Annotated in this window: 11 protein-coding genes; 10 read left to right on the top strand and 1 reads right to left on the bottom strand. The window is 38.1% G+C overall.

The features are described 5' to 3' along the window. Nucleotides 1–6 precede the first annotated feature (6 nt). The 9 genes from ACR2MV_RS08205 (at nucleotide 7) to ACR2MV_RS08165 (ending at nucleotide 11839) form a co-directional block, all read left to right on the top strand. Nucleotides 7–879, top strand: coding sequence for a helix-turn-helix transcriptional regulator (locus tag ACR2MV_RS08205; protein ID WP_434021424.1), 873 nt, complete (start codon nucleotides 7–9; stop codon nucleotides 877–879). Between the two features lie 114 nt (nucleotides 880–993). Beyond that, complete coding sequence (locus ACR2MV_RS08200) at nucleotides 994–1308, top strand: YdhR family protein (RefSeq protein ID WP_434021423.1); 315 nt, start codon at nucleotides 994–996, stop codon at nucleotides 1306–1308. A 267-nt stretch (nucleotides 1309–1575) separates the two neighbouring features. Continuing rightward, the gene (locus tag ACR2MV_RS08195) at nucleotides 1576–3240 is read left to right on the top strand and encodes a hypothetical protein (protein ID WP_434021422.1); all 1665 of its coding nucleotides are present in this window, start codon (nucleotides 1576–1578) and stop codon (nucleotides 3238–3240) included. A gap of 101 nt (nucleotides 3241–3341) precedes the next feature. Further along, nucleotides 3342–4262 carry a DUF302 domain-containing protein gene (locus tag ACR2MV_RS08190; RefSeq protein ID WP_434021421.1) on the top strand — a complete coding sequence of 307 codons (921 nt, stop codon included), beginning with the start codon at nucleotides 3342–3344 and terminating at the stop codon, nucleotides 4260–4262. An 89-nt stretch (nucleotides 4263–4351) separates the two neighbouring features. After that, nucleotides 4352–5125, top strand: a complete 774-nt coding sequence (locus ACR2MV_RS08185) for a hypothetical protein (RefSeq protein WP_434021420.1) — start codon at nucleotides 4352–4354, stop codon at nucleotides 5123–5125. A 168-nt stretch (nucleotides 5126–5293) separates the two neighbouring features. Further along, complete coding sequence (locus tag ACR2MV_RS08180) at nucleotides 5294–6499, top strand: cadherin repeat domain-containing protein (RefSeq protein WP_434021419.1); 1206 nt, start codon at nucleotides 5294–5296, stop codon at nucleotides 6497–6499. Nucleotides 6500–6579: 80 nt separating this feature from the next. Continuing rightward, nucleotides 6580–7902 (top strand): porin, encoded by a 1323-nt coding sequence (locus tag ACR2MV_RS08175; RefSeq protein ID WP_434021418.1) that lies wholly within the window; start codon nucleotides 6580–6582, stop codon nucleotides 7900–7902. A 207-nt stretch (nucleotides 7903–8109) separates the two neighbouring features. Then, complete coding sequence (locus ACR2MV_RS08170; protein ID WP_434021417.1) at nucleotides 8110–10830, top strand: reprolysin-like metallopeptidase; 2721 nt, start codon at nucleotides 8110–8112, stop codon at nucleotides 10828–10830. A 175-nt stretch (nucleotides 10831–11005) separates the two neighbouring features. Next, complete coding sequence (locus ACR2MV_RS08165; RefSeq protein WP_434021416.1) at nucleotides 11006–11839, top strand: peptidylprolyl isomerase; 834 nt, start codon at nucleotides 11006–11008, stop codon at nucleotides 11837–11839. 17 nt (nucleotides 11840–11856) lie between these two features. Here the strand turns inward: ACR2MV_RS08165 and ACR2MV_RS08160 are convergent, their stop codons facing one another. After that, nucleotides 11857–12258, bottom strand: coding sequence for a hypothetical protein (locus tag ACR2MV_RS08160; protein WP_434021415.1), 402 nt, complete (start codon nucleotides 12256–12258; stop codon nucleotides 11857–11859). Between the two features lie 538 nt (nucleotides 12259–12796). On the opposite strand from ACR2MV_RS08160, the gene ACR2MV_RS08155 reads away from it, so the two are divergent. Then, on the top strand, nucleotides 12797–13624 hold an 828-nt coding region (locus ACR2MV_RS08155; protein ID WP_434021414.1), incomplete at its 3' end, for a hypothetical protein.

Genomic DNA, 13624 nt, shown 5'->3' with positions numbered 1-13624 from the left:
CGAATTATGGTAAACCTGTATAGCTATATCAAGGAGGTTGATACTTTCAGAAAACTGGAGGTAGATGAACTGCTGTTTGTTGAGTACACCTGTATGCAGGAAGAAACGAAGTTTGGAATATGGTCTGACAGTAATTATTTTGCTTTTATCACTTCCGGAAAAAAAATGTGGCGAAGTATTTACCACAATTACGAAGCTTCTCATGGAGATATTCTTTTCATCAAAAAAGGTGCGAACCTTACGCATCAGTTTTTTGATGACGAGTTTTGCGCTATTTTCTTTTTCCTCCCTGATGACTTTATCCAGTCGTTTATAAAAAAGCATGATTTTTTGTTAGAGAAAAAACAAAAAGATCTTTCGTCTCAGGATGCGGTAATACGTGTTATTCAGGATAGTATTCTAGATGGGTATGGAGCCTCTATAGCTGGTTATCTTCAGAAAGGCCAGCAAATTAATGAGCAATTACTCAGTCTTAAGTTCGAAGAGCTTTTAATGCACTTGTGCACGGATCCTGCTCATGAAAAGCTCAAGGATTATTTTATTTCACTTTGTCAGAGTAAGACCTATCATTTAACAAGAGTTATGGAAGAGAATTTTGGGTATTCACTAAAACTGGAAGATTATGCCCGGTTATGTCATATGAGTCTGTCGAGTTTTAAAAAGGTATTTAAGGATTATTATCAAACAACACCGGCTGTATGGTTAAAGAAAAGGAAACTCGATCTGGCCATGCATAAATTACTAACCACGGATTTACCTATTCACCAATTATCATTTGAATGCGGATTTGAAGATCCTTCTCATTTTATCAGGGTATTTAAAAAAGCCTACCAACAAACACCGCTTCAATACCGTCAGGAAAGACTAAATATCAAATAATAAGTGCATTTGACTTTTTAGTCGATTTATTCGACTTTTTGTCCTATCTCAAACCTTGCATGCTGCCTTAATTTTGTATCAACAAATTAATAATCATTTAAAAATCCAATTATCATGAAAAATGTAAACGCAGTATTATCGGTAAAGTTCAAATCAAATCACAGCCCTGAAAATTTAATGAAAACATGTACTGAAGACCTTGCAATCTTTAGCAATGTTCCTGGATTGGTTGAAAAATATTATATCGCCGAAGAGAGCACAGGAGCCATCAGTGGTATTTATTTATTCGAAACCAAAAGCGCGAGAGCTACTTTCTGGACCTCAGAATTGGCAGCTACTATCCCTGAAAGATACGCCGTTATTCCTGAAACTTTAAGAGTGGAAGAGTACGAAATGGCGATTGTATTGAGTGAAGCAGTTCCAGCATAACAGGATCCTTTTAACAACACAAATAAACCGAAATTCGACAAGGAATTTCGGTTTATTTTTGATTTTACATGAATTAAAATAAGATGTATACAGAGGGCATGTGGCAAAGCATTCACGTTCTATTTTAAAGGTTGTAATGAATCCTGGTTTTTTCTAACTGTTTTGAGCGATTCGTGTACAAGGTTTTATTGTATTATATTGTAGCTTTTTTATCTTGAATATCGACTGTAGTATAACGGAATTATCACTTTAATCCATTTAGATCAAATGAATAAAATTGTCTCAGTATTAGTATTATTTTTATGTGTAACAGGATGTAAAAAAGAAGCAGCCAATGTCTCTGAATCAATTAAGAACAAAACAATAGAATTTAGCTCCGATGACTATAGTGATCTTGTTGAGTTATTTCATGACTGGAGAACATTTGAGAACCCGCCGTTGTTAGAAGGCGCCCCTGATTACCGCGCCGAAACCTTCAAGAAAAGAGAGCCTCGGTTTAAAGAACTACAATCAAGTCTAAAGTCGATTGATACCGCAGGATGGCCTATAGCGCATCAGGTAGACTGGATGATTATTTGGGCAGAGATGAATGGCTATGATTTTAACCATCGCATATTAAAACCATGGGTGCGAGATCCGGCTTTTTACAAAGCGGTTTGGTCATATAAAAGTGATGTGCCGGCGCATGAAGGACCTACCAATCATGGGACAACAGAATTGTGGACCTATGAGTTTCCCTTATCAGACAAAGAAAGAGACAGTCTGATCAGTGATCTTGGAAAAATCCCACCTCTTAATGAGCAAGCCAAAGAAAACTTAACCGGGAATGCAAGGGATTTATGGATCACTGGTATTAGAGATATTAAACAACAAGCTACGGTGTTAAACCGGCTTACATCAAAAGAAGCTGTTCAAAAAGACCTGGAATTGGTAACCGTTGTGAATAAAGCCATCGCATCGACTAATTCACTGGTTGTCTGGTTAGAAGAGGAAGCTACTAAAAAAAATGGTCCATCTGGAATAGGCAAGGAGAATTACACCTGGTATTTACAAAATGTACATCTGGTACCCTTGACCTGGGAGGATGAGGTGATGATCTTAAAGCGTGAATTGGCCAGGGCCTGGACTTCATTAAAATTGGAAGAACATAGAAACAGGGATTTACCGAAATTAGAGGCGGCGAATTCACCGGAAGCCTATGATGAAATGGCAGATAAGGCCGCCAGAAGTTTGATAGACTTTTTAGACCAACAAAATATTGTGACTGTAAAGCCTTATTTCGAACCTGCCTTAAGAGAGCACTTAGGGGAATATATTCCAAAAGAAAAACGAAATTTTTTCAGCATTGGAGAACATTATGATCCCCGTCCTCTATATTCACATTTTTACCATTGGTTTGAATTAGCAAGAATGGAGCAGGAACCAAATAAAAGTGAGATTAGAAAAAGCCCTCTTTTGTATAATATTTTTGATTCGCGAAACGAAGGTACTGCTACTGCAGTAGAAGAAATGTTTATGCAGGCCGGGCTATATGATGATAGTCCCAGAACCAAAGAAATTGTTTACATCATGATTGCCCAAAGAGCTGCACGTGGTTTGGGATCATTATATGCACATGCTAACGAAATGACCATGGAAGAAGCAGGAGGAATTCACTCTGAATACACACCTCGTGGTTGGATGAAAACGGAAAAGGAATTGCTTATCTTTGAACAGCACCTGTACCTCAGACAACCTGGTTATGGCACAAGTTATATCACAGGAAAGTATTTGTTGGAAAATGCCTTGGCTGATTTTGCCAGGATTCAGGAATTAAAAGGTAATAGCTTTGAAACCAAAGATTTTTTTGATCAATTAAACAGCATCGGTAATATTCCAATTTCTTTAGGTCATTGGGAAATGACTGGGGCTAAATCATTTAAAAACTTTTGAATGGACCATAGGACCTTAAGCTATATTAGGAGCCGAGATTCATTACAACAATCATACACAGACAGGCATAATAAAAAAAGAAAAATTAAATTAGAGTAGTTATGAGGCATTTCTTAAAATCATTATTATTAATTACAGGGCTGGGAATATTGAGTTCATGCAGTAATGTTGCTAAAAAAGATGCAGCCAAAGAAAAAGAGGATACGGCCGCAGTGGAACAACCTGTGGTGCAAAGAGTTGATGACGTAAAATCAGCCCTTAGTTCAGCAACAGGAAATTTTGACATCATCGCAACATTGGACCATCATAGAATGGCCAAAGACGAAGGCGTATATACACCGCCAGCCATCGCCATGATCTTTTCGGACAATCAAATTAACACGGGTATTTTATCCAAAGCGACCCCTTTGGTAGGATTAGACTTGCCCTTTAAAGTACTGGCCTATACAGAATCAGATACTGCCAAGGTCTCAGTTGCCTATACCTCTGGTGATTTTATTGCAAAAAGGCATGGTTTGAATATTGCTGAATTTAGGGACTTCAACAGGGCATTGGATGAAGTCTTAAAAGCAGTGGATAGTGATATGATCTCTCCTACCAGTCTTGACTCTGTTCAAAAAGGTTTTGGGATTGTTAGCATTACATCAGATTATGATTATACAACAACGGTGCAAAAATTAAGAGACATCGTCATGGCCCAGTCAGACACGAAGTGGTTTGGTGAAATTGATTATCAGGCAGCAGCTGCAGAGGCGGGTGTTGCTATCAATCCTAATATATTGCTCTTATTCGGTGGACCGGCTCCGGGAGGGAAGGCGATGATGACTTCACCCAAAATTGGTTTGGATGCTTTTTGCCAGAAACTGTTGGTCTACCAGGACGGTGAAGGTAAGGTTCAGGTGGCTTTTAATGATATTGTTGCCTTCGCCAGGCTCTATTATGGAAGTAATACCAAACCTCAATTGATGATCAACCAGCGTCTTACAGCCACTTTTTCAAAAGCGATCAAAAAAGCCAACTAAAAGGCTGAAATTGTAAAAGCTTCATTTTAAAGGGTCTGCGAAAAATTTCGTAACTTGAAGGGAATTATTAATGCAATTAACCCTTTATCATGAAAAAACTATGTTTAATTTTAATTGTGATGCTTTTTGCGGGTTCCTTGAACGCACAAATTAGTTATTTACAATACCGTCACGTACCTGCTGATCAGGAAGAGAAATTTGTAGAACGCGAAACCAAGCATTGGTCTAAAGTGGCCAAATCTGCCATTGACAAAGGCCAGATGCTGTCCTGGTCGTTATGGAAAAAAATTGGTATTACCAATGCCAGTGATACCACACCCAACTATGTTATTGTAAATTCTTTTGAAAGCCTTGAGAATATGGATATGAACAAAATCTGGAATAGCAATATGGATGCTTTAGGCGATGTAAAACCTGAAGACGTAGAAACCATGTCCATATCGACAGTAACGTTTGACTATTTTATGCAATCTGAAGATCGCATAGATGGAAGCTATAAATTTGCGCTTGTTAATTATGCCAAGCCGACTGACCTCACAGCTTTTATTCAGGAAAACAAATCACTTTGGAGGCCTTTACATGAGGGGAATATCAATAATATCATGAATGGAATGACATCCTGGGGCATGTCTTCTGTGATTTATCCAACAGGAAATCAGGATCGTTTTTCGGTTTACACTGTGGATGGGTTTAACAAACTTACTGATGCCCTTGATTATTTACGCTGGACCGAAACAGGTTCTAATTCTCCCAATGCAGCTGCCTGGAATGATGTGTTGGATAAAACAAAGATGGATGACCTGATGCCGAACGGCTTCGAGCGCAGGATTATTTATGAAAGAGTCATGACTGTTAAGAAATAACGTTCATTTAACAAAAGAACCTCGGTAATACTGAGGTTTTTTTATGTCCTTTTCTCAAGAAATCTGCACACAAACATTTTGTGCTTGTATTACGGATTTCCGCATGGATTTATCGTGTCAGAATAGTACATTTACAGGTTTGTTAGGGGATCATAAATTTAATTTGTTATGAGAGTTTCAGCGCAACATCTAAGGGGTGTGTTTGAGTTGTTTAATTGTTTTTTTAGTCTTAAATATCTGCTGCTTTTACCAGCACTGTTTTTATTGGGCTGTTCTGATGATGCCGAAGAGACAACTTTGGTTGCTCAGGATTTTATTCTGCGAGTAGATGAGAATCCGGAAGAGAATATGGTCTTGGGAAAGATGTCGGCAAGCACTAATAAAGGCACCATAAATTATCGTTTAATGTCTCAATTTCCGGCAAATTCAATAAGTTTGAATTCCGCGAGCGGGGAGATAAAAGTAAAGAATGTCGCTCATTTTGATTTTCAGAAAAACCAAAGTGTTGACGGGGTTGTTCGTGTGTCGAACGGTGAACTTTCTAAAACGGTGAATATTATCATCAAGGTAAACAATGTGAATGAAGTGACGCTAAGTGATTTCACAACAAGTATCTATGAAAATCCTGAAGAATATCAGTTGATGGGTACCGTGGAGGCCACCACGGAAGTGGGAAACATCCTTTATTCGATTGTATCACAAAGCCCTGAAAATTCCTTTTTTATTATACCTGACACAGGTGAAATAATCGTTGACCAGCCTTCAAACTATAGCTATGAAAAAAACCAGGTGATAACTGGTGAGATCATGGCCAATAGCAGGGGAGCCAGTGATGTGGCACAAGTAACAATAACCATTTTGAAGCTCGAGCCAGGGCAAGTGGTGGGTGATTTTGTTATCGAAAACCAAACAGATTTAGATGAGTTTGCTGCTGGTAATTATAACCTTGTGACGGGATCCTTATTTATCACCTATGACGGCAATGGAGACCCTTTTACTTCTTTGAAACAACTTTCTGGGTTAACACAGGTTAGTAGTAACTTGACCATATCCGATGTAAGCAGTTTAACCGATCTCAGTGGATTGGAAAACCTGACGAATGCCGGTGGAATAATTATCAGCAATAATAGTTTTTTGAGCAATGTTGATGCGCTTTCAAATGTAAACACTGCTTTATTTCTGGAGTTTTCTAATAATGAAAGGCTGGACGATTTCTGTGGTCTTCAAAACATCTTGACTAAACATAAATATATTGAATCTGCAGAAGCAGCAAAATCGAATACGGTTCCACCTTTGCCACCTTTCACCTTTACCCTTAGAGACAACAAGGCAAACCCTAAAATTGCGGATATTTTGGCCTTGGACTGCAATTGATTTAATTTTTTTTTTTCATCAATAGTAAACCTAATTGTAGTTCTCGTATCTTGTATTTTATAATTTAGAAGGAACTTTCTATGCACTTTTCAAGGGGTTTATTTTTAGGAAGCCTGGTTTTGATGTTGATCTGCAGTCATCAGAGCTGGTCTCAGTTAGATACCTTATCGGCTAAAGAACAACTAGGTGGTGATGGATATCGTGAAGGGCAGTATCCCGGATTAGGCCGCGCTGCCTCGGAGATTTTTTATTCTGATAAAAGAGTCACTTTTTCGGGATATGCAGAATTGGCCAATGTGTTTAACGGAGGACAACCGCGGGATTTGAGTTCGGGGGATCTGGAATTATATTTTAATCAATTGTATCGTATCACACCTTTTATTGGGGTGAGAATTAATAATAGCATTTTCCTGACAGCTGAATTTGGTGTTGAGCACCTTGAAGGAAATGGAGAAAGTGAAACTCATTTTTTTCCTGAACTATATATGGACTTCATTGTGAAAAAATGGATGAGTTTTAGAGCAGGATTGCAGCCTTTAAATATCGGGTATATCAATAATAATGAAGAACCTTTGCTTTTTTCAAGTGTAAATCGTCCTGAAGTGGAAAGACTGATCCTACCTACCGAATGGATAGAAGCAGGGGTTACGGTCTATGGTGATGTTTTAAATAAAATCAATTATGCGGTTGGTTTTACAAATGGAGTACTGGCCAAAGATTTCACCTCCGCCAGTTGGATCCGGGGAGGTGCCGAAGGTCAGCTCGAATCATTTAATAAGCTGGCCATTAATGCCCAGCTTAATTATTTGCCGGTGAATAATGTGACGCTGAGTGCGAGTACTTATTACAATGAATCAGGGCGGGATGAAGTCGTTATAGTTGACGGTGAAAGCCGCAAAGTATCTGCACCGGTTACTGTTTTTTCTGGCTATGCCCGTTGGGACTATAAGGCATTTAGTTTAATAGGAATGGGAACCTTTGGAACTTTGGGTGAGACGGAGGAAGTGTATTTGCTTACTGAAGAAAACCAGGGAGTTGGTCAGGTAATTGGTAAGGAAGCCTATGGATTTTATATAGAACCTAGTTTTGATGTTTTAAAGGCCTTTGGAAAGTCTGAGTCCAAGGACCCGGTTCCAGGTCATTTTTTCACCATGTCAAATCCTGAGTTACCTGTTTTTGTGCGATATGAGCGATTGGATACACATAGTAAGGTAGCTCCGGAATTACAAAACTTAGACTATGTTCGCAATAATCTAAATATTTGGATGGTTGGATTGAATTACAAACCCAACCACCATATTGCCCTTAAATTTGATGTGCGATTCAGAGATAACCTCGATCCTCAGGATGATGTTCCCGAGTCGGAGACCTTGTATGAATTGGGTATAGGGATAGAATTTTGATTTTTTGTAAGAAAACAGAATAAGGAACTCGCTTTGATTCAAGAAATTGTTCATGGTTTCAGTACACGTCGAAATTCTTAATTAGAAAATCATACCGCAACATTTGTCAATCTTTAATTATTCAATTACCCTTAGGAGGGTATTTGCAAACTGTTTAATAAAGATTATTTTCAAGGCATTAAAAATTGCTTTAGAAAGCTTGTATTTATGGTGAAAAACTACTTCAGAATTGTTTTATTGCTAACATTGTTGTCCTCTGGTTCGCTAATAGCACAGCAACATGATGTATGGAGGCAAACAGATTTGAATTTCTCTGAAGTCCGGCATGAAAATAAATATCAAGACAAAAAAGAGTATCAGGCTTTTGAATTAGAACTGGAGGATTTAAAAAACAGACTACATGCTGGTTTACATATTCTGAATGATGCGAAACAATCAAAAATGGAGGTTCGGTTTCCATACAAAGGCAGGATGGTTTCTTTTTTGGTAAAAGAATCTTCTGTGATGCATCCCGATCTGGCACAAAAATTTCCAAATAACAAGTCCTACTCAGGCAGAGCTGTTGATAACTCGTCGGTGAAAATCAATTTCAGCGTGAATGCGCTGGGGCTTCATGCTATGATTCGTGATTCTTCAGGAAAGGTTTATTATATCGACCCGATCCGAGTAAAAGATCAATCAAATAAGCGGCTATATCAGCTCTATAATAGAGAAGACATCGTGTCGCCAAATAAGGGATTTAGTTGTAATATCGAACAAGTAGAGTATTCGCTGCAACAAGGGAAGACTTCTGTAAAAAATAATGATCAAAAACTGCGTACATATCAATTGGCATTGGCAGTTACCGGTGAATATTCTCAGTTCCATATCGTCGATCAAAACGCAGAAGGAGCCAGTGAAGCAGAGCAAAGGACCATTGTTATGTCGGCCATGGAAACAGCATTGACCAGGATCAATGCCTTGTTTTTAAATGACCTGGCAGTTCAATTACAATTGACAGCTGGAAATGAAAAACTAATATACTTGGATCCAGATACGGACCCTTATACGAATGATCAATTAGGAATCATGCTGAATGAGAATCAGAAGAATTGCGATAGTACAATTGGACCTGAAAATTATGATCTGGGGCATGTTTTTAGTACCTATGAAGAGGGAGGAGTAACGGAAGCCATTGGAATTGTTTGTAGAGATGGACTAAAAGCCAGGGCGGTTACCGGGTCTGCTTTGCCAAAAGGCGATCGTTTTTATTTTGATTATGTAGCACATGAATTCGGGCATCAGTTTGGAGCATATCATACCTTTAACGGAGATTTAGGTTACTGCGATGGAAGCACAAATCGAACCAGTTCTATGGAGCCCGGAAGTGGATCTACCATTATGGGATATGCAGGTTTATGTGCTGAGCAAAACGTTCAGTTACAGAGTGATTTATATTTTCATTCGGTAAGCATTAAAGAAATAGGGTACTTTGTTTCAGGAGCAGGAGAAAGCTGTGCTAAAGTGACTGCTCTTGAAGATAATCGTACTGCACCTAGCGCTGCAGCCGGAGATGATTTTACCATTCCAATAGGAACTGCTTTTAAATTGGTTGGTAAAGGAGAGGATGCTGACAATGACCTGCTCAGTTATTGCTGGGAACAAATAGACAACCTTATTGGTCGTGTTCCACCAACTGGGAAAGATAAAATAGGAACTTTGTACAGGTCCTATCCACCAGTAGAAAGTGAAACCAGGTATTTACCAGCCCTGAAAGAAATGAAAAATGGGCTGTTGTCAACAAGATGGGAAGTTACTCCTGAGGTATCAAGAGAGTTGAATTTTAGTCTTACGGTGAGAGATAATAATACGGAGGCAGGGCAGGTAGCTATGGACGAACTGAAAGTAACAGTGACCGATGCAGCAGGACCTTTTAAAGTGATTTCTCATAATACTTCCAATTTGGTTTTGAAACAGAATTCCGATCAATTGGTGGAGTGGGATGTAGCAGGTACTGATGCTAATGGATTGAATGTATCAAGAGTAAATATTTTATTATCCACTGATGGAGGTCTTTCCTTTCCCACGGTATTGGCCAGTGAAACCAATAATGATGGCTCAGAGCTCATTAGATTGCCCTTTTTTACAGCTGGCACTTGCTATATCATGGTGGAAGCAGTGGACAATTTTTTCTTTGCATTAAATAAAAAGGCATTTTCTATAGGGGAGAATAATAATTTTTGCGATGATCAAACAAGCTTTGACGCGCCTTTGTTGATTCCTGATAATGATCTTGGCGGTGTAATCTCGAGCCTCACAATAGAAGAGGACATGTATATTGAAGATTTGACCGTCTCGGTTGAAATTGAGCACTCCAAAGTGTCAGATGTCACTATAGAGTTGGAAAGTCCTGAAGGAACAAAATCCGCACTCTTAATTAAGGCTTGTAGTGGAAGAAGATCAGATATTAAAGTGGAGTTCTCCGATCGTGGTGAGGTATTAAGCTGCAATAGTTCTTCACCTGAAATCAGTGGTGTCATAAAACCGGTGGTTCCATTAACTTCTTTTGCGGGTGAAAATGCGAGGGGTAAATGGAAGTTAAAGGTGGTAGATTCAACAATTAACGAGGTCGGTAGTTTGCTTAGCTGGGGTATCACAATTTGTTCTTACGACGAGGTTTTAGCGGCTAAAGATTTTAAATTAAAAGGATTTAATCTTTATCCAAATCCTACTGACGATAGTTTTGAGCTAAGTTTTGATTTAAAGGCGGCCCAGGTAGAATTGATTTTATACGATGCTTTGGGGCGAAGTGTACTGCAAAAATCATTTGAAAGCAATGCTTTAAGATTCAGGGAGCGCATACATACATCTCATTTAAAGGCAGGCCTCTATTTTTTAAAAATTGTACATGGGAAGGATGTTGTTATGAAAAGAGTTTTAATTAAGTAGGTCACTCCGATGATCTTATAATCATGGCAGGGTTGAAGTAAATCAAGGTTTAAAGTACCTTCGGTAAATCAGAATCTATTATTCGGTATTGATCAATCTCCATTACTCCATTGTCGCTTGTTTTTTCCAGAGTTGAATTTCTTATATTTACGCGTTTTTAAAATAATAGAATTAGATGAAATTAGTTAAAAGATTGTTGGTAGTGATGGTTGCGTTTCTTGTGTTTGCATGTAATAACAAGCCAACGGTTCCTGGTCAAAAGGTAGAAGTGAGAAAGAAAATTGAAATGCTCACAGATCATGGAACCATGGTGATTGAGCTATACAATGAAACACCGCTGCATCGTGATAATTTTATAAAGCAGGCCAGGGCAGGAATGTATGACAGCGTACTTTTTCATCGGGTGATTGATTCTTTTATGATTCAAGGAGGTGATCCTGATAGCAAATATGCCAAGGCTGGTGATACCTTAGGTAATGGTGGCCTTGACTATAAAATACCGGCTGAATTTAATCCGAATTTATACCACAAAAAAGGAGTTCTGGCGGCGGCGAGAGATGGTAATATTGAAAGGGCTTCGAGTAGTACCCAGTTTTATATAGTGGAGGGAAAAGTGTTTAATGACAGCCTTCTTGATCAGGCCCAATTAAGAGTAAACACATGGCTGGCGGAACATTATTTTAAATTGGATCCAAAAAACAAAGCCTTGCTTGATTCTATGCAAACAGCGTTGCACAAGGAAGATATGGAGAAATATGCCGTGTATAGCGAGCATATTCATAGTATGTCTAAAAACTATACCAATTTTAATCCCTACCGCATTAGTCCTGCTCAAAGAGAGGTCTATAAAACGATAGGCGGAACACCCCACCTTGACCAGAATTATACTGTATATGGCGAAGTAATTGAAGGGATGGAGGTAATAGATGCTATTTCGTCGGAACCAACAGGGGCTATGGACAGACCTGTAACTGATATTCGAATTATTTCCGTGAAGTTAGTTGAATAACCTTCCTTGATTCTTTTTTATTCTTCGATATAAATCACATAGGGTGTAGTGATCTGCGTACTCATGTCATAAGAATTGGCAGAAAGCGTATTTCTAACGGATTCACCAGTTACGATGGTGCCGTAGATTCTTAGATTCTCGTCTGTTTTGCTCAATAATCTGAGTGTTCTGATTTCTCTATCCTCGTGTTTTTTAGTTTCGTCCTGGATAATTTGGTACTCGCTGATAGACTGTTCATAGGCAACAGGGTTAAGTTTGAGTAACAAAGTTGAATCTTGAATTTTTACGAAGGAACCTTCTTTAAAAGCTACAGGCATTCTGCCAACCATACCATCATCTAACTTGTAGGTTTGAGCCGAAGCGCTCAAAGCGAAAAGAAGGGTGTAAAAAAAGAATAATCTAAAGTAATTTTTTCTCATACTCAGGGGATTAAGTTATTTAAAATTACAGCTGCTATCATCTTTGTTCAATGACGTGCGTCAAAGGTACGGGTGATTTTGGTCATTGAAAAGCACGTAAATGATCGAATTGTGTACTATATTAACCCTGATGGTTTGATTTTAATATGCTACTTTTTTTTAATCTCAGGTATTTGAGAAATGCATGTCAGTCGGGAAGTCCTACTTTTAGTTTCTTGCATTATTTTCTTTTGTAAACTAATTACCACTTTTCAAAATTCAGAAATTTCCAATCAACAATCTATTATTTCACTCAATTTTAATGCTTTGTAAAAGGTATTTCATATTGTACGGAATACCGTAATAACAACTCTTTTTTTGATATTACATTTAGGCCGATTTTTAGCATTCAACTGTTATTTAGAATCGATTAAAATATTTGTATTCACCAAATATCCCTGATTTCGCTATTGTCAGGAGATATTCGATTAACGAATTTTGGTAGCCTTGAACATATAATAAACTATATGAATTTATATATCAATCACAAACTTACTTTATGAAAAAGCCCATCGAAAAGTTCATTTTATTTTTAGCAATATCTCTTTTTATTTCTTGTTCTGGAGATAGCACTGATCCTGTTATCAACCTTCCAGTCGATGATCCGAAAGAACCAGAATTAAAAGACTTTCAATTAGTTAAAAAAGTAAAGAATCTCATTAGATCTTCAGGAGAGAAGTATGGATCTGTCGAGACTATTGTTGAAGACAGCGTGCTCATGTATATTCTACATAAGGATGCTGACGATGTAACAACTTCCGAAGAGCGGTTTGAGTATAATGGGAATGGAATTCTTAGTCGCCATTTGTTCTATAAGAGTGATGAGCTGGTTAGAGTAAAAGAACTTAGTTATGACGATCAAAATAGGGTTGTTAAAATGGATCAGGTTTATCCAAAAACACCTATTAATGATCAAGTCTCGACTTACTCATACGACGTTGACGGAGAAGTGCATGCCAGCCATGTTTTAGCAAATGGTCATTCATATATTCAAGTATTTAAATTAAAGGATGGTTTTATAGTTGAGGAACTTGATGAGGCCGGTGAATTTCTTACGAGTATTGAGATTAGCAATGATAATGTAACCTATATGGCCGATCAGGTGGGTGGAATTTTTTATTCCTATGAGCCTGATGGAATAAACCCTATGAACTTTTATCAGGGTTTGTTTGGAGAACCAAAATTCAATCTGGCTTTATTTCATGAAAACCTTCAAGATGCCGTCGAATATTATTCTGTTGGTTTGGTAACCGAACGAAACTTTCAGGATGCAGGATTTAAACAAATCAACGAGTATACTTTAAACGAGGTTGGCCTTCCTATGACT

The sequence above is a fragment of the Lutimonas sp. genome (genome assembly GCF_051011215.1).
GTDB lineage: Bacteria > Bacteroidota > Bacteroidia > Flavobacteriales > Flavobacteriaceae > Lutimonas.
Note: the sequence above shows the minus strand (reverse complement) of the source record. Positions and strands in the feature narration are given on the sequence as shown.